Origin of the sequence: Paraglaciecola algarum (genome assembly GCF_021532655.1) — a bacterium.
Lineage (GTDB): Bacteria > Pseudomonadota > Gammaproteobacteria > Enterobacterales > Alteromonadaceae > Paraglaciecola > Paraglaciecola algarum.
This window is the reverse complement of sequence record NZ_JAKGAS010000001.1, coordinates 339,721-362,950: the sequence shown is the minus strand read 5'-3', so window position 1 is coordinate 362,950 and position 23,230 is coordinate 339,721. Positions and strand designations below refer to the sequence as shown.

General features: G+C 38.9%; 22 protein-coding genes. 12 read left to right on the top strand and 10 right to left on the bottom strand.

Annotation, left to right across the window (positions count from 1 at the left end):
• Positions 1-2 precede the first annotated feature (2 nt).
• The 8 genes from mrdA (at position 3) to lipA (ending at position 8,502) form a co-directional block, all read left to right on the top strand.
• A complete protein-coding gene (mrdA, locus tag L0668_RS01560; RefSeq protein ID WP_235310300.1) occupies positions 3-1,925 on the top strand; it encodes a penicillin-binding protein 2 in 1,923 nt (640 codons plus the stop codon).
• A gap of 2 nt (positions 1,926-1,927) precedes the next feature.
• Positions 1,928-3,046, top strand: coding sequence for a rod shape-determining protein RodA (rodA, locus tag L0668_RS01555; protein ID WP_235310299.1), 1,119 nt, complete (start codon positions 1,928-1,930; stop codon positions 3,044-3,046).
• 62 nt (positions 3,047-3,108) lie between these two features.
• Positions 3,109-4,089, top strand: a complete 981-nt coding sequence (mltB, locus tag L0668_RS01550; RefSeq protein WP_235310298.1) for a lytic murein transglycosylase B — start codon at positions 3,109-3,111, stop codon at positions 4,087-4,089.
• A 7-nt stretch (positions 4,090-4,096) separates the two neighbouring features.
• Positions 4,097-4,903, top strand: a complete 807-nt coding sequence (locus L0668_RS01545; RefSeq protein ID WP_235310297.1) for a septal ring lytic transglycosylase RlpA family protein — start codon at positions 4,097-4,099, stop codon at positions 4,901-4,903.
• Between the two features lie 482 nt (positions 4,904-5,385).
• The gene (locus L0668_RS01540; RefSeq protein WP_235310296.1) at positions 5,386-6,558 is read left to right on the top strand and encodes a serine hydrolase; all 1,173 of its coding nucleotides are present in this window, start codon (positions 5,386-5,388) and stop codon (positions 6,556-6,558) included.
• A gap of 24 nt (positions 6,559-6,582) precedes the next feature.
• On the top strand, positions 6,583-6,846 hold the full coding sequence (gene ybeD, locus L0668_RS01535) for a DUF493 family protein YbeD (protein WP_235310295.1): 264 nt from the start codon (positions 6,583-6,585) through the stop codon (positions 6,844-6,846).
• A gap of 104 nt (positions 6,847-6,950) precedes the next feature.
• On the top strand, positions 6,951-7,535 hold the full coding sequence (gene lipB, locus L0668_RS01530; protein ID WP_235310681.1) for a lipoyl(octanoyl) transferase LipB: 585 nt from the start codon (positions 6,951-6,953) through the stop codon (positions 7,533-7,535).
• Entirely contained in the window at positions 7,528-8,502 is a 975-nt protein-coding gene (lipA, locus tag L0668_RS01525; protein WP_235310294.1) for a lipoyl synthase, read from the top strand. Before lipB ends, lipA begins: the two co-directional genes overlap by 8 nt.
• Positions 8,503-9,184: 682 nt before the next feature.
• On the opposite strand, the gene L0668_RS01520 is transcribed toward lipA, so the two are convergent.
• Entirely contained in the window at positions 9,185-10,633 is a 1,449-nt protein-coding gene (locus L0668_RS01520) for a phosphohexomutase domain-containing protein (protein ID WP_235310293.1), read from the bottom strand.
• Positions 10,634-10,678: 45 nt separating this feature from the next.
• A complete protein-coding gene (locus tag L0668_RS01515) occupies positions 10,679-12,100 on the bottom strand; it encodes a mannose-1-phosphate guanylyltransferase/mannose-6-phosphate isomerase (protein WP_235310292.1) in 1,422 nt (473 codons plus the stop codon).
• A gap of 270 nt (positions 12,101-12,370) precedes the next feature.
• On the opposite strand from L0668_RS01515, the gene tcdA reads away from it, so the two are divergent.
• Positions 12,371-13,162 (top strand): tRNA cyclic N6-threonylcarbamoyladenosine(37) synthase TcdA, encoded by a 792-nt coding sequence (gene tcdA / locus L0668_RS01510; RefSeq protein WP_235310291.1) that lies wholly within the window; start codon positions 12,371-12,373, stop codon positions 13,160-13,162.
• 97 nt (positions 13,163-13,259) lie between these two features.
• Entirely contained in the window at positions 13,260-13,673 is a 414-nt protein-coding gene (locus tag L0668_RS01505; protein WP_235310290.1) for a hypothetical protein, read from the top strand.
• 29 nt (positions 13,674-13,702) lie between these two features.
• Here L0668_RS01505 and L0668_RS01500 read toward each other — a convergent pair whose 3' ends face one another.
• From L0668_RS01500 to L0668_RS01480, 5 genes are all read right to left on the bottom strand, one after another.
• Positions 13,703-14,176 carry a DUF2919 domain-containing protein gene (locus L0668_RS01500; protein WP_235310289.1) on the bottom strand — a complete coding sequence of 158 codons (474 nt, stop codon included), beginning with the start codon at positions 14,174-14,176 and terminating at the stop codon, positions 13,703-13,705.
• Between the two features lie 87 nt (positions 14,177-14,263).
• A complete protein-coding gene (locus tag L0668_RS01495; RefSeq protein WP_235310288.1) occupies positions 14,264-16,045 on the bottom strand; it encodes a tetratricopeptide repeat-containing diguanylate cyclase in 1,782 nt (593 codons plus the stop codon).
• 78 nt (positions 16,046-16,123) lie between these two features.
• Complete coding sequence (gene ggt / locus L0668_RS01490) at positions 16,124-17,911, bottom strand: gamma-glutamyltransferase (protein ID WP_235310287.1); 1,788 nt, start codon at positions 17,909-17,911, stop codon at positions 16,124-16,126.
• A gap of 42 nt (positions 17,912-17,953) precedes the next feature.
• Positions 17,954-19,327: a Na+/H+ antiporter NhaC family protein gene (locus L0668_RS01485; RefSeq protein ID WP_235310286.1), complete on the bottom strand. Its 1,374-nt coding sequence runs from the start codon at positions 19,325-19,327 to the stop codon at positions 17,954-17,956.
• 21 nt (positions 19,328-19,348) lie between these two features.
• Positions 19,349-19,804 carry an Lrp/AsnC family transcriptional regulator gene (locus L0668_RS01480; RefSeq protein ID WP_235310285.1) on the bottom strand — a complete coding sequence of 152 codons (456 nt, stop codon included), beginning with the start codon at positions 19,802-19,804 and terminating at the stop codon, positions 19,349-19,351.
• Positions 19,805-19,941: 137 nt separating this feature from the next.
• On the opposite strand from L0668_RS01480, the gene cysK reads away from it, so the two are divergent.
• Together cysK and L0668_RS01470 are read left to right on the top strand one after the other, a co-directional pair.
• Positions 19,942-20,955, top strand: coding sequence for a cysteine synthase A (cysK, locus tag L0668_RS01475; RefSeq protein WP_235310284.1), 1,014 nt, complete (start codon positions 19,942-19,944; stop codon positions 20,953-20,955).
• 147 nt (positions 20,956-21,102) lie between these two features.
• The gene (locus tag L0668_RS01470) at positions 21,103-21,684 is read left to right on the top strand and encodes a DUF7010 family protein (protein WP_235310283.1); all 582 of its coding nucleotides are present in this window, start codon (positions 21,103-21,105) and stop codon (positions 21,682-21,684) included.
• Positions 21,685-21,695: 11 nt separating this feature from the next.
• Here L0668_RS01470 and L0668_RS01465 read toward each other — a convergent pair whose 3' ends face one another.
• The 3 genes from L0668_RS01465 to L0668_RS01455 all read right to left on the bottom strand — a co-directional run bounded on the left by L0668_RS01465 (position 21,696) and on the right by L0668_RS01455 (position 23,193).
• Complete coding sequence (locus L0668_RS01465) at positions 21,696-22,229, bottom strand: DUF6817 domain-containing protein (protein ID WP_235310282.1); 534 nt, start codon at positions 22,227-22,229, stop codon at positions 21,696-21,698.
• Positions 22,230-22,396: 167 nt separating this feature from the next.
• Entirely contained in the window at positions 22,397-22,540 is a 144-nt protein-coding gene (locus L0668_RS01460; RefSeq protein WP_235310281.1) for a PNPOx family protein, read from the bottom strand.
• Positions 22,541-22,554: 14 nt separating this feature from the next.
• Positions 22,555-23,193 (bottom strand): GNAT family N-acetyltransferase, encoded by a 639-nt coding sequence (locus L0668_RS01455; protein ID WP_235310280.1) that lies wholly within the window; start codon positions 23,191-23,193, stop codon positions 22,555-22,557.
• Positions 23,194-23,230 lie beyond the last annotated feature (37 nt).

The following is a 23,230-nucleotide window of genomic DNA, read 5'->3' as shown; positions in this document are numbered from 1 at the left end:
TCTTGCCGTCCCATAGAGTTACCATCAAAGATCACACTGCTGAAGCTAACCTATTTGCACGACGAGCGGTAATAGGTTTACTGGGTGTATTCATTATGATTGGTATGGTGATAAGTAACTTGTATTACTTACAAGTCACTCGATTTGAAGACTACCAAACACGCTCTAATGGCAATCGTATTAAAATACTACCTGTGGCGCCTAACCGAGGGCTAATTTATGATAGAAATGGCGTTTTACTAGCGCAAAATAAACCTGTATTTAGCTTGCAAGTTATCCCCGAAGAATCGAAGGACTTGGACCAAACCTTAAAAGGCTTACAAACCCTGTTATCCATTGATAACGAAGACATTGAAGACTTTCATAAAGACAGAAAACGTATTCGACGTTTTAAACCTGTGACACTTCTAAACAGATTAAACCAAGAACAAGTCGCTATATTTTCAGCCAGCCAGCATAAATATCCGGGTGTCTCTGTAGAGGCAAGATTAGGTCGGCATTACCCATATAAAGGGGCATTAACCCATGTCTTGGGTTATGTAGCGAAAATTGATAAGAAAGATTTACAAAAGCTAACTGAAGCAGGGTTTGAGGCAAATTATGCTGCAACCTACGATATTGGTAAACGTGGCATCGAAAAATATCATGAAGAGCTATTGCACGGTAAGGTTGGTTATCAGGAAGTAGAGGTAAACAATCAAGGCCGAATTATACGTGTATTAAACTTTAGTCCACCGACTCCAGGACAGGATATTGTTTTAAATTTAGATGTAGAGTTACAACTAGAAGCCGAAAAACAATTTGCTGGACAAAAAGGCACAGTAGTGGCTATGGATCCCAAAGACGGGGGCATACTCGCTTTGTATAGTAGTCCGAGTTATGACCCAAATTTATTTGTACATGGCATTAGTAGTAAAAATTACAAGAAGTTGCTTATTAACTCAAGACCATTATTTAATCGTGCAACCCAAGGGCAATACCCCCCTGCATCAACCGTTAAACCATTATTAGCCCTAGTCGGCCTAGAAGAAGGTGTCATAACACCAGAAAGCCGCCTGTATGATAATGGAAAATACAAACTCAAAAACGTCAAACGTATTTGGCGCGATCATAACTTATGGGGTCACGGGTGGGTCGATGTAACCAAGTCTATTGAAGTATCCTGTGATATATTTTTCTATGACATGGCCTATAAATTAGGCATAGATAAAATCAGCGAAGGCATGTACAAATTTGGCTTTGGTGATTACACAGGCATTGACTTACATGAAGAGGCTGATGGCTTTATGCCTAGCCGAGGCTCTGTTCGAGCCCAATATAACAGAGCTTGGTATCACGGTGACACAATCAACCTAGGCATAGGTCAAAGTTATTGGACTGTCACGCCAGTACAGCAGGTTCAAGCACTAGGGACCTTGATAAACAAGGGAAAACGTATTATTCCTCAGGTTATCCGTGGAAAAATGCTGGACAAGCAAATAATAGAAGAGCCAATAAAAGAACGACGCCCACTTGAAATCAAAAATGAACACAATTGGGATGTAATCTTAGATGCTATGTATGGCACAGTTAACCGAAAAGGGTCAGCTCGAAAAGCCTTTACTGGCGCGCACTATATTTCTGCTGGGAAAACCGGTACAGCTCAACTTGTGACCATTGCTCAAGATGAAAAATACGATGCATCTAAATTATCCAAAGAAAATCACGACAACGCTATGTATGTGGGTTATGCCCCTTACGATAATCCTCAAATTACCATTACAATAGTATTAGAAAATGCTGGCCATGGGGGAGCTCAAGCAGCCCCTATCGCACGTAAAATTATGGATAACTTTTTTAAAGATCAAACCTTCCCAGAGCACCAAGTCATACAATCCTTAGGTCCTGACGGTAGCCCCATTTACACCAAGGAAGAGGATGAATAGCCATGCTTAGAACAAAATTAGAGCCAAATAACCGCTCATTTTTTAACAAAATCCATTGTGACGGACCATTATTAATGGGCTTAGTAGTATTGATGGTAGTAGGTTTATTCACTATTTATTCGGCTGGCGGGCAAGACATTAATTTGATCCAACGGCAATTAATTCGATTAGCTGTTGCATTGGGCGTGATGATAGTGGTCGCGCAAATTCCAACTATTACCTACCAAAAAGTATCCATTTATTTTTATATTGTAGGTATAGCAATGTTAATTGCAGTGCTAGTGGTTGGGGTATCCAGTAAAGGCGCACAACGTTGGTTGGATTTAGGCATTACCCGTTTCCAACCGTCAGAAATCATGAAATTAGCTGTACCTATGATGGTGGCTTGGTATGTCAGTCGTTTCAACTTACCCCCCAAATTAATCCATATATTAGCCGGTTTTGGCCTAGTGGCTGTGCCAACCTTGTTAATAGCTAAACAACCGGATCTTGGCACATCTTTACTAATTGCCAGTTCAGGAGTATTTGCCTTATTTTTAGCGGGTATGAGTTGGAAACTTATTTCATTTATCGCAGTGGCGGCTTCTGGCTTCACGCCCATTATGTGGTATTTTCTAATGCAGGATTATCAAAAACAGCGTGTGCTAACTTTCCTCAACCCAGAAAGCGATCCGCTGGGCTCTGGCTACCACATAATTCAATCTCAAATAGCCATTGGCTCTGGCGGCACACAAGGCAAAGGCTGGTTGCAAGGTACTCAATCCCAATTAGAATTTTTACCAGAGCGCCATACAGATTTTATATTTGCGGTGTTTAGTGAAGAGTTTGGACTTTGGGGAGTAGCCGGATTACTCGCCATATATGCATTTATTGTTATCCGCGGCATGTTAATTTCAATTCGCGCTCAAGATGCCTTTAGCAAAATTTTAGGAGGCAGCATTACCTTAACGTTTTTTGTATATGTGTTTGTTAATATGGGCATGGTGTCGGGAATATTGCCAGTAGTTGGCGTGCCACTGCCGCTTGTCAGTTATGGTGGAACATCTATGGTAACCCTGCTAGCTGGTTTTGGAATTTTAATGGCCATCAGCACACAAAAACGAATTATGTCTAGAGTCTAAATACACCCATTTTATGACCTTGCGTTAACGTATTCATCTGCTGTACGTATAAAAGGAAAAGTATGAAAGTTTTGCAGTTTGGTTTACTTATTGTTTTATCTTATTCAGTATCCGCTATTTCAGCCTCCCCCGAAGTACTTCAACTCCAGTTTATTGACACTATGGTCAAGGAGCACAAATTTGAGCGAAATTATATTGAAGCGACCTTGGCCAAATCAAGTAAAAATACCAAAATATTAGAATCCATTGCTAAACCCTGGGAAGCTAAACCTTGGCACCAGTACTACCCTATATTTTTAACTGAAAAACGTTTAGCCAAAGGCTTAGCGTTTTGGCAAGAACACCAACACTCATTACAAAGAGCAGAACAACAAACGGGTGTGCCTGCCCAAATCATTGTCGCGATAATCGGTATCGAAACCTTTTACGGCAGTTACATGGGTAAATACTCTGTACTGGATGCATTGACCACACTTGGCTTTTACTACCCGCCCAGAGCCACATTTTTTAGAAGTGAATTAGCCCAACTATTTTTGTTGGCTCAAGAAGAGAAGTTTGACATCACTCAATTAAAGGGCTCATACGCTGGTGCTATGGGCTGGGGACAATTTATTTCTTCTAGTTATCGCCATTACGCCGTTGATTTTGATGGAGATGGAATTCGGGATTTACTTAACAATCCAGTTGATGCCATTGGCAGTGTAGCTAATTATTTCAAAAAGCATGGTTGGAAAAAGAACCAAGATATCGCTTTTAAGGCTGAAGTTTCAGGTAGTAATTATACTGATTATTTATCTAAATCTCTAAAGTTCAAACACACTTGGCAACAACTGGAATCAAATGGCGTGATGCTCAATGGAACTCAGCTTAATGCTAAACAGAAAGTGAAATTACTTAAGTTCAAACAACCTACAAAAAACGAATACTGGGTAGGTTTACCTAATTTTTATACCATCACTCGATATAACCACAGCCCACTTTATGCCATGGCTGTATTCCAATTTAGTGAGCAATTAAAACTAGCCATGCATAACGTTAATTGATTCAAAAATGCTGCAACTAAGTCGTAAATTACTGTGTATAATTTTGTGCCTGAGTATTGGTGCCTGCGCCCCCAAAGGCCGCTACTACCAGCATCAAGACTCTGCACCTAAAATTGTGCCTGAATATGTCACAACAAAAGATGCTATCCCAAGATATGAACCATACGCCCCTGCAAACTTGAGACCTTATAATGTTAGGGGTGTGAATTACCAACCGCTTTTGTCAGGTTTAGGATATACGGACACAGGCCAAGCCAGTTGGTATGGGCAAAAATTTCATGGTCATAAAACATCTAACGGCGAAATTTATGATATGTATCAAATGTCTGCCGCCCATAAAACTTTACCTCTTCCTTCCTATGCCCGAATAACTAATTTAGATAATGGCAAACAAGTGGTGGTTAGAGTGAATGACCGCGGGCCATTTCATTTCAATCGGATTGTCGACTTATCATACGCAGCGGCCCTAAAGCTAGATATACTCAAAACCGGTGTCGGCAATGTAAAATTGGATGTGATCCATGTTTCACCTGAGGGAAAAATTACCATAGGTAAACAAACACCTATCAAAAATCTAAACCACCAAAAGCAATCTAGATATATCCAAGTCGTGGCATTAAAAAACAAACAAAGTATTGAGCATTTGGCCAAGAAAATATCTGCCCAATATCAGCTTCCCTACAGAATTTTGTATACAGGAAGCATATACAAATTGCAGTTAGGGCCACTTGGTGAACATATAAATTTACCTAAGATATTAGAAAAACTTAAACGTAAAGAATTTCCAAGTGCTTACCCCATTGATGTCAATTAAACTTTTCCAGTATCCTAGAGTCATATTAACAAGTCATAATGAAAAATATCTTGTGAAGGGGCTGTTGAACGTTGGTGTATATTTTTGCAGCGAATTGTGAGGTATTTATACAACGAAGCACGAGAGTGGTGTAGTTGTTTTACATGAGTGAGTGCTGAAGCAGTAGAAATATTGCACAAACGCTGCGTCATTTGTTTTAAGAAAGTAGGTCTGCCTAAACGCTTTTTACTTTTTGTTTCTGACTTTTGACTTAATCCGCCGCTTTTTAAGTGAGTAAAGCCTGTAAGTCAGCGCCTCAATTAAAAAGCGTTTAGTTTGAACAATATTTATGCACCAAAGATCAACAGCCCCAAATACAAGTATTTTTTTTATGTTGAAGGCAGTAATTTATCACTCAAAGTGCTATATTGCAGCTAGATTTTCGTAACGCTTAGTTACCCATTTATTCCTAATTTCTAAGAACTTTTCAAAATGGTAGTTTAATGTTTAACCCAAAAAAATATTTCAAAGTAATTTTAACTAGTGTCACACTCAGCGCTATAATCTTTTCCGCATCAGCAGCTGTGGTTATTCCACCCGCCCCAAGTGTAACAGCAAAAGGTTTTATCCTTTTAGACTTCCAAACTGGTAATGTGATCGCAGAACAAAATGCTGACATGCAAATTCCCCCTGCGAGTTTGACTAAAATGATGACCAGTTATGTAATTGGTCAAGAGATTTTAGCGGGCAATATTAAAGAAACCGACTTAGTGACTATTTCTGAAAACGCTTGGAGTAAGAACTTCCCTGATTCTTCTAAGATGTTTATCGAAGTAGGTAAGAAAGTATCAGTTGCAGACCTTAACCGCGGGATCATCATCCAATCAGGTAACGATGCGTGTGTGGCTATGGCTGAACATATTGCAGGTAGTGAAGATGCGTTTGCCAGCATGATGAATATGCATGCTGAAAAGCTGGGTATGACTTCCACTCATTTTGTAAACAGTCATGGATTACACGATGGAGATCACTACACTACCCCAAGAGACATGGCGATTTTGGCGAAAGCATTAATAAAAGATGTACCTGAAGAATATGCCATTTACGCAGAAAAAGAATTCACCTTTAACAACATTAAACAATACAATCGTAATGGTTTGTTATGGGATAAAAGCTTAAATGTTGACGGAATAAAAACTGGCCATACATCTGATGCTGGCTACAGCTTAATAACCTCTGCAACACAAGGGGACATGCGTTTAGTTTCAGTTGTTATGGGCACAGATAGCGAAAGAGCCCGTAAGGTTGAAAATAAAAAACTGCTTAAATATGGTTTTCGTTTTTATGAAACCATTACCCCATACAAAGCCGGTGATAGTTTTGTATCTCACCGAATTTATATGGGCGACAAAGAAACCGTTGATTTAGGTATTTTACAAGATACCCCAATTAATATTCCAAGAGGTCAAAGCAAAAATTTAGAAGCCAACTTTAAGCTAGATAAAAACCTTGAAGCCCCCATTGCCAAAGGTGAAGTGGTCGGCAAACTGTATTTGCAAATTGAAGGTGAAGACATAGCTGAGTACCCTCTTGTGGCATTACAAGAAGTTAAAGAAGGTGGACTGATAGACCGCATGACAGATTACATTAAATTAAAGCTTGGCTTTAATCTGTAATTTACTTGGAATTGATATAGAAATATGAAAACACATTTTGACGAACTTTTAGATTTTCCCTGCCACCAAACGTTTAAGGTGCTTGGCCTAGCCCATGAAGATCTTACAGATGTTGTGGTGACATGTATTCAAAGCCATGCACCCGGTGATTATGCGCCGACATTAAAACCTAGCTCTAAAGGTAACTACCACTCTTTGTCGGTCAGTGTACAAGTTACTAGCAAAGAACATATGGAAACCTTGTACGTTGAACTAGCAAAACTCGAATTGGTAAAAGTAGTACTTTAATTATTTTTTAAACTACTTTTACAGGCTTTTTTGGACAACTTTTGATACCACCACTGATTATTAGACAACTAGGTTTACAAGCCTATTTGCCTATTTGGCAAAAAATGCAGGATTTCACTAACCATAGAACTGCTGATACACCAGACGAGATTTGGTTAGTTGAACATGAACCTGTGTTTACTCAAGGCCAAGCCGGCAAAGCAGAACATGTATTAATGCCAGGTGATATCCCTGTGGTACAAGTTGACCGTGGCGGCCAAGTGACTTATCACGGCCCAGGACAACAAATGATGTACGTTTTACTCAACCTTAAACGGCACAAATTAGGGGTCAGAACACTCGTCACAGCCCTAGAACAATCTATTGTTAGTATGTTAGCCGATTATGATATCGATGCTTATCCAAAGGCTGATGCCCCTGGCGTGTATGTGGAGCAAAAAAAAATATGTTCCATCGGCTTACGAATTCGTAAGGGCTGTTCGTTTCATGGATTGGCCCTCAACGTCAATATGGATTTAAAACCGTTTCAACGAATTAATCCTTGTGGTTATGCCGGTTTAGAAATGGTAGATTGCGCTCAATTAAATGGCCCAAAAACCTTAATTGAAGCAAGCGCTAAAATAACGCAGTTTTTATGTACCTCAATAGGTATCACCCAGACAGAATTTAAAGAAGGCTTTAATGACTAATTCACGTACTCAAGCCGGAGTAAAACTTCGAGATGACGAAAAAGTTAAACACATTCCAGTAACCATTATTCCCACCGAAAAGGCGGAAATGTTACGTAAGCCTGAATGGATTAAAATTAGGTTACCCAGTTCCACAGATCGTATCGATCATATAAAAAAAACACTACGCAAAAATAACTTACATTCTGTTTGTGAAGAAGCAAGCTGCCCTAACTTAGCAGAATGTTTTAATCACGGCACCGCCACCTTTATGATTTTAGGTGACATATGTACACGTCGCTGCCCATTTTGTGATGTTGCCCACGGGAAACCTTTACCACCTAGTGCAGAAGAGCCTGAAAAATTAGGTAAAACCATAGCCGAAATGAAACTTAAATATGTGGTGATCACTTCAGTGGATCGTGACGATTTAAGAGACGGTGGCGCACAACACTTTGTGGATTGTATATCCGCTATTCGTGAACATAGCCCAAGCACTAAAATTGAAGTATTAGTACCCGATTTTAGAGGCCGTATGGACAGAGCTTTAGAAATACTAAAACAAAGCCCACCAGACGTGTTCAACCATAATTTAGAAACCATACCTAGCTTGTATCGTGAATGTAGACCTGGTGCTAACTATCAATGGTCTTTAGATTTATTGAAAAAATTCAAAGCACAACACCCAGGTATTCCAACCAAATCTGGTTTAATGATGGGCATGGGTGAAAACAAACAAGAAATCGCCGAAGTGTTAAAAGACTTGCGTGCACACGATGTAGAAATGTTAACCTTAGGGCAATATTTACAACCGAGTAAACACCATTACCCCCTTAAACGTTATGTACACCCAGATGAGTTTAACGAACTCGAACTTGTTGCAAAAGAGCTTGGCTTTAGCCATGCCGCTTGTGGGCCTATGGTGCGTTCAAGCTATCATGCAGACAAACAGGCAGCTGGCGAAGATGTGGGTAAGTTTATTCCTTAACCTTTACTTATTAATGCAAAAATCTAATTGAAATTGCATACTAATAAAACAAAAATGCCCAGCTAGTAGTTGGGCATTTTTTTGGCGATAAAACATTCACTTCGTGAACAATGAACGGCTGTGCCGCTGGGTATACGCTACGCGAACTAAGATTATTCACTTCATTCACCGTCTTCCTGAGGTTTTTGATACGGCGTCCATGCCGCACCAGTTACTTTTAAAAAGACTCAAAAGTAACCAAAAGGTCATTTGCTCCACAAACTTTCCTAATCTAAAAAGACCTATTCTTAAATGTCGAAACGGGCATAAGCCGCCTCAATTCTATAAAGGATGCCCTTGTCGCAGATGTCCATATTTGGACATTCGACAAGAATCGGTATTTTTAGGGAAAGTTTCAGTCGCGAGTAAATCAAAAGCATGGCTGCGCCATTGATTAAAATATAATGTATGTTGGCTCAACTGAGATTTCGGACATTTACAATTACGATTTTCCTCCAGCAATTGCATCGTACCTGTAATATTTTTTAGACTTGTGATTAAACCTGTTTAAATTCAATGTGATAACTTTCCATGTTTATACTTATACATAGTTACGTGATTTACCGTCATATTTATATTGTATATAGAGATAACAAAAAGCCCAGCTAAATAGCTGGGCTATGAGTTAACAATAGTCACTCGCCTACTTCAACAGCGCTAATAACTCTTTGGTTTTTTCTTCCATCAGGGCGATGTCACCTTTGGATTCTACGTTTAGTCGCACTACCGGCTCGGTGTTTGATTTACGTAGGTTAAAGCGCCATGTGCCGAACTCTAGGCCAATACCATCTGTATAATCGACCACGGTTGCTTGCGCTTCATATTTATCTAACACAGACTTAATCGACGCATCAGGATCAACCAATGTACTGTTAATTTCGCCAGAAGACGGGAACGCTGCAATACGCTCTTTAACTAACTGAGATAAAGGTTTTTTGGTTGTACATAATAACTCTGCAACCAACAACCAAGGGATCATGCCAGAATCGCAATAAGCAAAATCACGGAAGTAATGATGGGCACTCATTTCGCCACCATAAACCGCGTCATCTGCACGCATACGTTCTTTGATAAACGCATGACCGGTTTTACTTTTAATTGGCACACCACCTGCAGATGTCACTATATCTTCAGTATTCCAATACACTCTTGGATCGTAAATGATTTTAGAACCCGGATCTTTATCCAAGAAGGCTTTGGCTAATAAACCAACGATATAATAACCTTCAACAAAATCACCATTTTCATCGAATAAAAAACAACGATCAAAATCTCCGTCCCACGCTATGCCCATATCGGCTTTATGCTCAATTACCGCATTGGCTGTATCTGCTCGACTTTCAGGTAACAAAGGGTTAGGAATACCATTAGGAAAACTGCCATCTGGTGTATGATGAATTTTAATAAATTCAATCGGCACATTTTGTTTTTTTAGTGCAGCTTCAATTGCATCAAGAGCACTGCCTGCTGCGCCATTACCTGCATTTACCACGAGTTTAAGTGGCGTGATATTGTCAGTTTTAATATACGACAACATATGCTCAACATAGTCAGGCATATTGTTCAATGGATGATACAAACCACTGGCAGAAAGTTTTTCTACGAGCACAGACGCTTGTCCGGCAATAAAATCACCTGTTGATACTAAGCTGTTTGAATAAAATTCAAGTCGTGTTTGCACTAATTCTTGAGCATAGGTTTCGGCTAAATCGCGAATAGCAAATAAGCCAGTATCTCCACTTACCGGCTTAGAGTCAGTTTTGACTAACTTCATACCGTTATAATCGATTGGGTTATGGCTAGCAGTCACTTCTATGCCACCATCAACACCTAAATGTTTAGTAGCAAAGTAGATCTCTTCGGTACCTGTCATGCCTAAGTCGGTAACGGTTGCCCCGCCATCAATCAAACCAGCGGTTAAGGCTAGTTTTAAAGGTTCGGAGGTTAAGCGTACGTCACCGCCTACCACTACTGTCTTAGCCTGCATGTATTCAGTAAAAGCTCTGCCTATTCGATAGGCAACTTGTTCATCAAGTTGTTCAATCAACTTGCCTCGAATATCGTAAGCTTTAAAACATGTAATTTTATTCAATTTATTGATTACCCTAATTTAGTAATTTGTTGCTATGTTTATCAGCTACTTAGACTCAACTCTACCATAGCGGTCTGAAAATCTGACGATGTCATCTTCACCAAGGTAAGTACCAGATTGCACTTCTATTAACTCTAGGGGAATTTTACCTGGATTTTCTAGAGCATGGACCACACCAATAGGAATATAAGTTGATTGGTTTTCAGAGAGTAATAAAGTTTCTTCACCGTTAGTCACTTTAGCGGTACCGGCTACTACAATCCAATGTTCAGCTCTGTGGTGATGCATTTGCACTGATAACTTTTCACCTGGTTTAACCGTAATACGTTTCACTTGGAAACGTTCGCCATTGTCGATCGAATCGTAACTTCCCCAAGGACGGAATACTTCACGATGGAATTCCCACTCTGGGCGTTTTTCAGCTTTAAGCTTATTCACCACATTTTTGATGTCTTGAACTTTATCTTTGCTGGCCACCAAAACTGCATCTTTGGTTTCAACCACAACTACGTCGTCCAACCCCACTACTGAGATCAAACGTTGTTCTGAATTGATATAACTATTGCTAACGCCATCTAAAATCGCATCACCTATTATCACGTTATTATTTGCATCTTTTTGCTTGGCCGTTTCCCATAAAGAAGACCAACTACCTACATCGCTCCATCCTGCATCTAGCGGCACAACACAGGCAGAATCTGTTTTTTCCATCACAGCATAATCGATAGAATCATCAGGGCAATGTACAAAAGTATCTGCATCTACGCGCACAAATTCCAAATCTTTTGATTCAGAAGCAATGGCTTTTTTACAGATAACTAACATTTCAGGATTGTATTTTTCTAACTCTTGCAGATAACGACTGGCCTTAAACATGAACATACCGCTGTTCCAGTAATATTTACCAGAATCAACATAGTTTTGTGCGGTAGCTAAATTTGGTTTTTCTACGAAACTTGCTACATCAAAACCTATATCAACGCCTGAAACATTGCTTCCACGTTGAATATATCCATAACCTGTATGGGCTGAATCAGGCACTATGCCAAAAGTGACTAACTTACCCTGCTCTGCTAACACTTCAGCATGTTCGATTGCAGCATGAAAAGCAGGTGCATCACTAATTAAGTGATCTGCCGCTAGAATAAGTAAGGTAGGATCTTCACCATCTAAAGACGCATGCAAAGCAGCTAAAGCAATAGCTGGCGCGGTATTTCGGCCCATTGGCTCTAATAAAATACCACCGTGTGCAACATCTTGTTGACGCAATTGTTCTGCCACTAAAAAGCGATGGGCTTCATTGCAAATCACAATAGGCTGTTCAGCCTTAGCACCGTCTAACCTAGCAATAGTATCTTGCAACATGGTCAAATCACTGGTCAAACTTAAAAACTGTTTTGGTAATGCAGCCCTAGATTTAGGCCACAATCGACTTCCACTTCCACCAGCTAAAACAACAGGTTTCATTCACTATCCTTTTCATATATTAGTTTTTTCGCAGAACCAAGGTTAACAAATGACTTTCGTTAACAGCGATTAAATTATTTGCACAGAATAGTATTAAAGCTCAGACCGATATTCAACATAGAGTTACAATTAAAGTCATATAAATTAATACTTTCATTTGAATTTTATAAATATGGAGTTCTTGATTGGGTTCACTTACTGCCACTGATATAATTCTAAGTAGAGAAATTAATAACCAGCAATACGAGTCCTAATACTTTTATGAGCGAGATGCCCAACACGAAACAAAGATTTGGTGGAACCAAACGTCTATATGGACACAATGAAACCCAGGTTTTACAACAATCTCATGTATGTATTGTGGGGATCGGTGGAGTCGGTTCATGGGTGGCTGAAGGTTTGGCTCGCACAGCTATTGGTAAGATAACGCTAATAGATTTAGACGATTTATGCGTGACTAATACTAACCGTCAAATTCATGCTTTGGCAACGACTATCGGCGAAGCCAAAGTGGATGTTATGGCGCAGCGGATAAAATTAATTAATCCCGATTGCGAAGTTAATACAATTGAAGACTTTGTCACTCCAGAAAACGTATTTGAATTAATCAATAACCAATTTGATTATGTTGTGGATGCCACTGATAGTATTAAAGCTAAAGCGGCTATAGTGGCGCATTGTAAACGCAATAAAATCCCTGTCATCACCATAGGTGGCGCAGGTGGCCAAATTGACCCGACACAAATAGCTGTCACGGATTTAACCAAAACCATACAAGACCCGCTAGCCTCTAAACTACGCTCTGAATTAAGACGTTTTTATAACTTTACCACTAACCCTAAACGGCGGTTTGCCGTTGATTGCGTATATTCCACGGAGCAATTACGTTACCCTCAAGCAGATGGTAGCGTGTGTAATAAAAAAACCTTAACCGATGGCAGTGTAAAATTAGACTGTAACACCGGCTTTGGTGCGGCTGTCGCAGTCACTGCTACATTTGGTTTTGTAGCCGTTGCCCGAGTGATCGAAAAGATATTGCTTAAACATAATCTACCTAACTAGGAATCACTAAGTAGAATATTTATCGACAATACAATGAATACAAGACACAATAATTCCAATCTAGATAGATAAAACCTTAAAAAACAAGGAACTACATATGCAAATGACCTCAAGTGAACTAGCTGAGCTAATGGCAGATTGTGCAGAAAATGCTATCACCACTACATCCCAAGAGTTCCAGTTAGAGCTAGATGGCTCAGAACAAAGCATAGAATTAGTGGATGACGTTATTTTAAGCTGGTTAGGTAAATACAAAAGCCAAGCGTTAGAATCTGATGCTGTTTTCACTATTTGTAATATTTACGGTGCTTACGTAGGTGAAATTTTTCGTAAAAAAGTAGGAGGCGAATGGAATTATGATCAGTCTAATCCCGATGCACCATACGTGGTATTAAATTACGCAAGCAACTCTTACGCCTTTGCTGGGGTAGTTTACCAACGTTTAGTTAATGACAGCCAAGTCAGTATTAAAAACTATTACGAACAAGCCTTAAGCAACAACCTGCAATAATATGCTACTGGCCTTATTAAGTTTAGCGCTTAAGTCGTTACTGAGCGCCAATCCTTGATCATATAAATTAAATGCTTATCTTTGGCTAAATAATAAAAACAAAGGCTATCCAACAGTAAAGTAACAGCTATGACCCATGAAAATTGCCAATGATGCAGGTTGGCAAAAAACACTTGAAAGACAAAATCAGCCATTACAGAAAAAATTATCAAAGGACGGATAAGATCATATATCCATGGCCGATTGGTTAAACCACTTTTTTCCCTAAACCCAATCAGAATAACAGAAACGAGTGTGGGAATAGCAATCACTAAATGAACATATAGATAATATTTTTCAGTATAAAACAACGAGAGTATTTCATTTCCATATTGTTTGGACGACACAGCACCTATCATTATAATAATGCTTCGACATAAAAATAATGCACACCAATACAAGGCTGTGGGTGGTTTTACTTTGCCAGCTTCGTCATAATATTTTAAAGGTAAGAGTATTTTCATTGGTAACCAGGACTTACTACAAAATGCAGGTTTGGGGGCTAATCTCAGGTGATTTTTACGCGCTATTGTTTTTACACGCTATTATTTTTACGCGCCTTTATTTCTACGCAACATATCTCTGATTTCAGTCAACACATCATCTAAATCGGAAAAACGTCCCTCGGTGCTATAAATATGCATACTGGACTGGATATTTACAGTATTGCCACGACCTTGATTGACAGCTAACCTCGTTAACGCGCCTAATATTCGCTGAAAAAAATCATTAGCCGTACGTTCTTCCACACTTTTCAGGCAAACAATAAATTGATCTGCTCTGATTCTACCCACTATATCTTGATCTCGTGTAACATCAGTTAAACATTTAGCCACTTTTATCAAAAGCGCTTCGCCTGCCGCGTCTCCAAACTGACTATTAACCTCAGTAAAGTTGGTAACATCAAATATAGCCAAAGCATTTACTTTACCTTTTACCGGCGTCTTTACTCGTTTAATGTTAGACAGAACCGCTTGTTCGTTTTGCAAACCTGTTAATTTATCTGTAGTTAAAGATTTTAAATAACTTCTACCAACAGTTAAATAAGTAAGGGCTATGACAAATCCAATTAGAGCAAGAATAGCCACTATCGACTGAACTCGTTTTTGTTCTGCTGTAATTAAATTTTCTTCTAAGGAGAAAATTTCATTGTGTAAATTGGCCACGCCTAACACTTTGGCTGAATCTTGCTGAGCTTTTTCCTTTTTACTCACTGTGTCTGCATAAATTTCAAAACTTTTCTGTGCAGCTTCAATGTCGCCTAAAAACAAATGCGCTTTTACTAAAAAGCTAATGAAATGAATATGTTTAGTGATCCTAGAAGGATAACTTGAATCTTGATTGTCTAAGTCAGTTAAAAATTTTTGCACACATTGCTTGTTTTTATCTTCTAAACAAAGTGCCGCTTTGTACCAATTATATAATTTCAATAAAGTTTGATTGGAAATTTGCTGCAAAAACACCTGCCAACTTGCCATACTTTTGCGCATAGCTTCATAATCACCAATGCGATAATTATGGCGACTTTGTGCATAGTGATACCAATTATTGGTCAGTGGTGTATTAACTTTAAGATTACCTTGGCGTAACTCTTCAATCATTTCCGCAGCTTTATCAAAGTCTCCACTGCCGGTATAAGCACTGATCACGCTGATTATGGGAGCAAGACTATTTTTAGCTTCATACACACCTAAACCTAATCGATATGATTTTTCATATTGCTCAGCTGCTAATCCCATTTGACCTATGGAGCTATATAAAAGCCCGATATTGTTGTGAATGTGGGCTAAAGAGGCAATATCCTTAGTTTCCGAATATTTTTTAACTAGCGAAAACATGCGCCCCAGTTTTATACCTATATCCTGTTTTTCGGTGTCACAAACAGTCATTAATCCCAATTGTGAGCTTAAATGAATATCACTAAACTTGCCTTTAGCTAAATTTTCAGACTTTCGGTAATACTGACATCTAGCCGGATCAGAATTCACATCTAATATAAAGCCTAACTGATAAGTTAAACTTGCATAACTTCTGGATGTTTTATCAATTACACCTTGTTCTACAATACTATTTAACAAGGCTTTAGCTGGCGTATTTTTGCCTACACAGATTAACCAGTGGGCTTTAAAAACTTGCAAATCTATACGTATATTTTCATCAATATTAGGATCGTTCAAAAAGTTTTCTAACTGAGGGATCGCCTTATCATCGGGACAATCGTAAGTTCTGACGTTTTCTTGTTTTAAGAAATCCACTGCATCATTAGCATTTGCCAATGAAGCAAATACTAACAATCCCACTATTTTAAAGATGTGTAATATATACAGTTTCAAAATATTCTCTTTGAACACTTAATTAAGGCTCACTAAACAATCTAACAGACAATCTTTAACCCAGTTTACAATAACCGTCTAAAAGACAATAGCTTTCCCCCTACCACTGTTTTCAGACGCTGCGTCAAGCTTACCATTATGATTGATAATAACCTGCATATCTCCAAATCGCCTTTCGCTCAATTTGTACCCCATAGTCTGTAACGTCTGAATCACGTCTTGACTCAAACCAGGGTGGTGTCTGATAGTATCTTTTGGTAGTAATTGATGATGAAACCTAGGGTTGTTCACTGTCTCTTCAGCGCTCATATCAAATTCTAAGGCACTGAGAATAGACAAATACACAGAACTAATAATAGTTGTGCCACCTGGAGATCCAGTCACCACATTAACCTCACCATCTTTTAATACCATACTGGGTGTCATAGAAGATAGCATACGTTTTTTCGCTTGAATTTCATTAGCTTTACCACCTACAGCACCAAATACATTGGCCACTCCAGGTTTTGCACTAAAATCATCCATTTCATCATTTAACAAAAAACCAGCACCTTCCACCACTACACTACTGCCATAACCTAAATTAATAGTGGTGGTATTGGATACGGCATTCCCCCACTTATCTACAATAGAAAAGTGGGTAGTTTGTTCACTTTCTTTCAGTCCTGGCTTAATTGAGTCCGTTTCTGAAATTTTATCCAGTTGAATGCCAACACTTCGTTGTTTAATGTAATCATCAGCAATTAAAGCTTGTACCGGCACATCTACAAAATCCGGATCCCCCAAATATTCAGCTCTGTCGGCAAATACACGCTTACCTATCTCGGCTAACAAATGTAAATATTCAACAGAATTGTGTTTTATTTCTTGGTTAAATGCTTGGTTACTTATCAAGTCATACATTTTAAGCCATTGAATAATCGCAATGCCCCCAGAACTAGGTGGAGGAGCAGACAACAACTCGTATTCACGCCATTTTGCTTTTAAAGGCTTTCGAGAAATAGCTTGATAAGATAACAAGTCCTGCTCGGTGATTAACCCCTTTTCTTTACGCATAAAATCACTAATAATTTTTGCTGTTGTACCTTTATAAAAGCCGTCTCTTCCTTCATCTCTAATTCGTTTCAGGGTTTCAGCCAATTCGCTTTGCACAAAGGTCTCATCTACTTGGGCTTGAGCAAAATAATCGGCAAAATTGACCTCAAAACCACGTTCAGCCAAACGCTCTGTATGTCGCTTAATTGAGGAAGCTAATTTGGGATGAACTTTAAATCCATGTTCAGCAAAATCCACAGCCGGTTGCACTAATTCCTTCCATGGTAAACTGCCATATTTTTGATGAGCTAACCACATACCTGCAACTGTACCAGGTACCCCAGACGACAATACCCCAATCAAGGATTGATACGGAATAACATCCCCATTTTCATCTAAATACATATCTCTATGAGCGGCTAATGGCGCTTGTTCACGATAATCAATAAAATCATTTTGCTGATCTTTATGGATCAACATAAAGCCACCACCACCAATGTTACCTGCTTCAGGTAAGGTCACTGCTAACACAAATTGCGCGGCGATAGCCGCATCTACCGCATTCCCGCCTTTTTGCAAAATATTTTGAGCTATATCAGCACTAAAACTATCAGGCATGGCAACGGCCGCTTGTGTTAGTTTTTCTTGTATAATGTTTTTTTGACTAGAAACCGCCTGTTTAACAGATGTCTCATTTGATTGAATACTACTTGATTGACCAAGGGATGATTGAATAGAACTCGACTCACTACAACCAGTAAATACAAGACTAACCACACTTAAGCTAAACCAAACGAACACTTTTTTTAAGGTTAAATCACACAACTTCATTCTACATCCGTATTTAGTTAAAAAGCTAAACCAATTAAAAAACTAAATCATTAATAAACTAGCAACAAAATAACAAACAAACGCTATCGCTCCACCCACTAGTGCATAGGGCATTTGAGTCCTGACGTGAGTCAATAAGTCACAACCAGACGCAATAGACGACACAGCAGTAGTGTCGGAGATTGGCGAACAATGATCACCAAATATGCCCCCACCTAAAATAGCCGCTAAAACTAAAGAAGGAGGTAAACCTAGAGCTTGAATTAAAGGCACACCTATGGGGATCAAAATAGCAAAAGTCCCCCAAGATGTACCTGTGGTAAAAGACATAACCGCCCCAGCCAGAAATAAGGTAGGAACGACTAATACCAATGGCAAATAAGCACCTACAATATTGGCAACAAACACACCTGTACCCAACTCCTTTAAACTTGCGCCTAATGTTAACGAAAACAACACGATAGTGACTAAAGGTAATATCTCGCCCATTCCCTTAAAACCAGTATCAACCAGTTCTTGGTGTGAAAAACGCTTAGACAAAAGCAATAAAATATAGGCCACAAATAAGGCTAATAAAGTGGCATACAATACCGACTGACTACCACTGCCTTTAGTTAGGTCGCCATTGCCAGTGTAAAACATAAACCCTATCATACCGAAAATCATACTGGCTAACGGCAGTAACATAAAACGGGCTTTCGTGCCTTTTACAGCAGTTTGTTCAGATTCTAACAAAGGTAAATCAAGTTCAACTTGTTTCATTGGCCCATGTAATTTGTCACTAAATATAGTGTAAAGCACAAGCAACAAGGCAATAATCGCATAAAAATTAAGAGGCACGGTTCCCCACAACACCGACACCGCACTTTGTTCTAGGTCATATTGACTCAATAAAGCTAATATAAATGCGCCCCATCCATTTAATAAAATTAAAATACAGATAGGCGCACTAGTACTGTCAATCACATAAGCTAAACGAGCTCGGCTCATTTTGAATTTATCAAATAATCCACGGGCTAAAATCCCCGAAGCCAACACACTTAAATTGGATTCAATAAAAACCACAACGCCGGTAAACATGGTGAGTAAACCTACTCGTTTTTTAGAATTAGCAATGCCTTTATTGATTAACATTTCAACTGTTGCGGTTACCCCACCAGAATGGCGCATGTAAGCTAATAAGGCACCAATTAACACACTGAAAATGAGAATGCGACTATTGCCGGCAGAAGTGACTATGCTAATCACCCGTTCAATTGAACCAATTGAGGCAGTAAATAAAACTTCAGTTTCATTTTGAAAAGCCAATAATAATTCTGAAGAAAAAATAGCCAGCACTAAAGCTAGGATCACTTCTTTGCGCCAAAAAACCACTACTATGGCGATAAGAGGAGGTAATATTGAATACCAATGCATGAAAACCCTTAAATTGTAACACTAACTAATAACGGGCAAGGCCGTTGTATATTTAATTTGTTCCATCGCGAAGCTTGAGGTGACATCTGATAAATCAATCCCTGTCACTAACCTTTTATAAAATACATCAAAGGCTTGCATGTCTGCTACCACTACTTTCAACATATAGTCATATTCGCCACTCATTCGATAAAATTCGACAATTTGTTCAATATTTTTTGCATGTTCCGCAAATTGATTTAACCAAACCACATCATGTTTGGCCGCTTTAACTTGTACAAACACAGTCAAGTTTAAACCCAATTTGTCGGCGTTTAAAAGCGCTACCCGCTTATCAATCACTTGCTGCTTTTCTAAGGTTTGAATTCGCCGCCAACACGGCGTTGTGCTCAATCCGACTTTCTCTGCTATTTCAGCAACAGATTGTGTGGAATCTTGTTGTAATAACCGAAGAATTTCAACGTCCAATCTATCCATGGTAATTATTTCCAATAATTTAACTATATTAGAAATAAATTCTAGCATACCGACAAAATAGAGTGTATTTCAAAAAATATTTCCTAACCGTTTTGTCACACTGTTACCCATATAAATTATCTAGAGCAAACAAACAGATGAACGAGCTGATAAACAAGCAAGATCCAGTATTAGAACCTAGAAACCAAGACTGCGACCTAAAGTTTGTTGGTAAACCACCAACAAAAATTTACGACAACATCTTACAAACGGTTGGTAACACGCCTTTGGTTCGACTCAGTCTACTAAAACGTAGCTTTGCTGTTCAAGCCAATATTTTAGCTAAAATAGAATATTTTAATCCTGCGGGTTCAATCAAAGATCGCCCAGCTCTGGCTATGATTGAAGCTTTAGTTAACTCTAAGAAATTTAATGATAAAACAGAAATAATAGAACCCACGTCTGGTAACAATGGGGTAGCTTGCGCGTGGATCTGCGCCATGAAAAACATCAAGCTGACAATAGTGATCCCAGAACATATGTCTATTGAAAGACAAAAGCTAATTAAACATTATGGCGCGAATGTCGTCATCACACCTAAAGAACTAGGCACCAAAGGGGCGATAGACAAAGCAGCTGAATTAGTCAGCCAAAACCCCAATGCGGTTATGCTTGATCAGTTCGCCAACCAAGCTAATCCGGATATGCATTTTAATAGTACCGCTCAAGAAATTTGGCGTGATACCAATGGCAATATAGATATTTTCATTGCAGGTGTCGGGACAGGCGGCACTATTACTGGTATAGCCAAAGCCTTAAAAGTTAGAAACCCAAATATAAAAATAATCGCTGTTGAACCGGCATCTTGTCCTGTATTAAGTAAAGGAGAAGCCGGTGTACACAAAATACAGGGACTAAGTTCTGGTCATATACCAGAGGTACTCAGCTTAGATTTAATCGACGAAATCATCACAGTTGATGACGTTGAAGCTGTTAATCACGCTAGAAACTTAGCCCTTGTAGAAGCTCTCCCCGTGGGGATTTCCTCAGGCGCTGCTGCTTATGCAGCGATTCAAGTAGGCAGACGATTAGAAAACAAAGATAAAAATATCGTGACTATATTTGCGGATTCTGCCGAACGTTATTTTAGTACTGAGTTGTTTGAAAATTGATTCTGACGAGCAATCGATATCCTACAATAGATAAGTGGTGAAGGTAATTGGTGACAATTGTCACCTCAAATTAATGACCTAATGCACTGAGATATTCAAGAAGTATTGAATAAGATAATCCCAAGTTAACAATCAACTGAGGTTAAAATGAATAATTCAATACTTACACTTGAACAACAACGTGTTGCTTTTGCCCAAAAACGATTTATTGCTATGCCTATCGCCGGCACAATCATTTGGGCTTTAATTGGCCTAATAGGTTTAACAATGCCAATTGAGTGGCAAATTTGGTCGGTGTGGATTGGGTGTGGCAGCATAGTTTATTTGGGAATGGCCATTTCAAAGCTAACCGGAGAGGATTTTTTCAATAAGAAAACACCCAACAACGCTTTTAGTCACGTTTTTACGGTAGGTCTTGTCATGTCAATGTTGGTATTTGCTATTGCCATCCCATTTTCACTACAAGATTACACTTCGATACCACTTACCGTTGGTATTTTAACCGGGTTAATGTGGATGCCATGGTCTTGGGCGGTGCAACATTGGGTTGGATACTTCCATACAATCTCACGCACCGTCTTGGTTTTAACCTTTTGGTTTTCCTTCCCAGATAACAGATTTGTAACTATTCCTTTCATTATTGTTGGCATTTATTTAATCACATTATTTGTGATGGAAGGCCGTTTTAAAAGTCTTACTACTAACAATACAATTGGTGAAAATACATAGAGCCCCTTGCCCTAATTATCACTCAATACTTGGTTAATTTTTCTTTGCGCGGGGGCACTAAGCTGCTCCTGTATCTGACCAAACAATATTTTTAATCTTTCACTATTCTTTTGTATCGAACTCGGGTGATGTAAAACCCTATTAATTTCAATTGCAGCCTTCAGTTCACACAAGTTGTGTACAAGCTCAGAGTCAATCTTGAAATGGCGTGCAGTATATCGATCATAAAAAATAGGCTCTTGCTCTTGGCTTGTATGGGTTAAAAAACCTCCCCAATCACATGCGCAGTAGTGATAAATGATAGACTCAGCCTTAGCCCCTACAATTGCCGCCACTTGTTTGCGTCTAGCCTCATCAAACAATTTACTATCAGTAGCATTAATATCATAAGCTAGATGATATAAACCTGCGTCCTGCATTATTTCTGATGCGATCCATGACTTCAACATACACCGAGTACTTTCAAGGTACTCAATTAAATATGTTTGGGCATGTTCAAACTCTCCGGCCCCTAACTCAATTAACAGTCTGAATTTTTGATCCATAAGCCTACCTTTTTCTCATGTTACCAGCAAAATCGATATCAACTATTTGTGCCAACTCCAAGATTACGCTTTAACATATATTTAGCCAATAAGTTTTCATCAGCAGTGTTAGATTGACTCAACTTAGCATACACCTACTTTTGCGCTAAGATACTTTTATACTGTCCTCACTTTTCATCGCCTTGCCAATCAGTTAACTCAATTTTGAATCCAACAATAGCTGCTGAAAGTTTATCGATATGATCAGGAGCCACGATACTGTCTTGATTTAACAACTCAGATTCATATTTAGCTATATTGTTTCGATACAAATATGACTCACTTCCTAAGGTTTGTTTACCTTTTGCTTTAGGGCCTGTTTCACTGCGGGCCATTCGGATTTAATAATAGAATAAAACGCACTGTTTCGAATGCTTCCATCATGTTGAATACGGGCATAACGATGGATGCCTTCAAACTTGGCACCAATACCTAATATGGCCCGCCTAGATTGCTGGTTTTTTTCATGGGTTTGTAATGCAACCCTATTTAACTTTAATGTTTCAAAAGCATGAGTTAACAATAGAAGTTTGCATCGCCTGTTTATATAAGTACGTTGAGCCCTCGGATTTAAAAAGGTATAACCCACTTCAATGACTTTATGTTGCAATGCAATATTCAGGTAACTCGTTGAGCCAACAACCTTGTTTAACCTTTTATCTACAATAACAAATGGTTGCTGCTCTGCGTTTGCAAAATTACGCAAACAAGTATTTACCCAAGTTTCAGTGGCAGCCATAGACGAACAATAATTTGAGGTGGTCCACTTCCAGATAGCTAGATCTCTTCCGGCCTCATACAGATCTTTTGTTCTACCTTGTGTCATAGGTTCTAAAGCCACATAGCCGTCTTCTAAAGTAATTTCTTCTAAGACACCTTCTTCTAAAGCAACTTCTTCTAAAGCAACTTCTCTTAAATCATTCATTGTTTTCCCCTACTTAACTGTTGTAACAAATCAATAA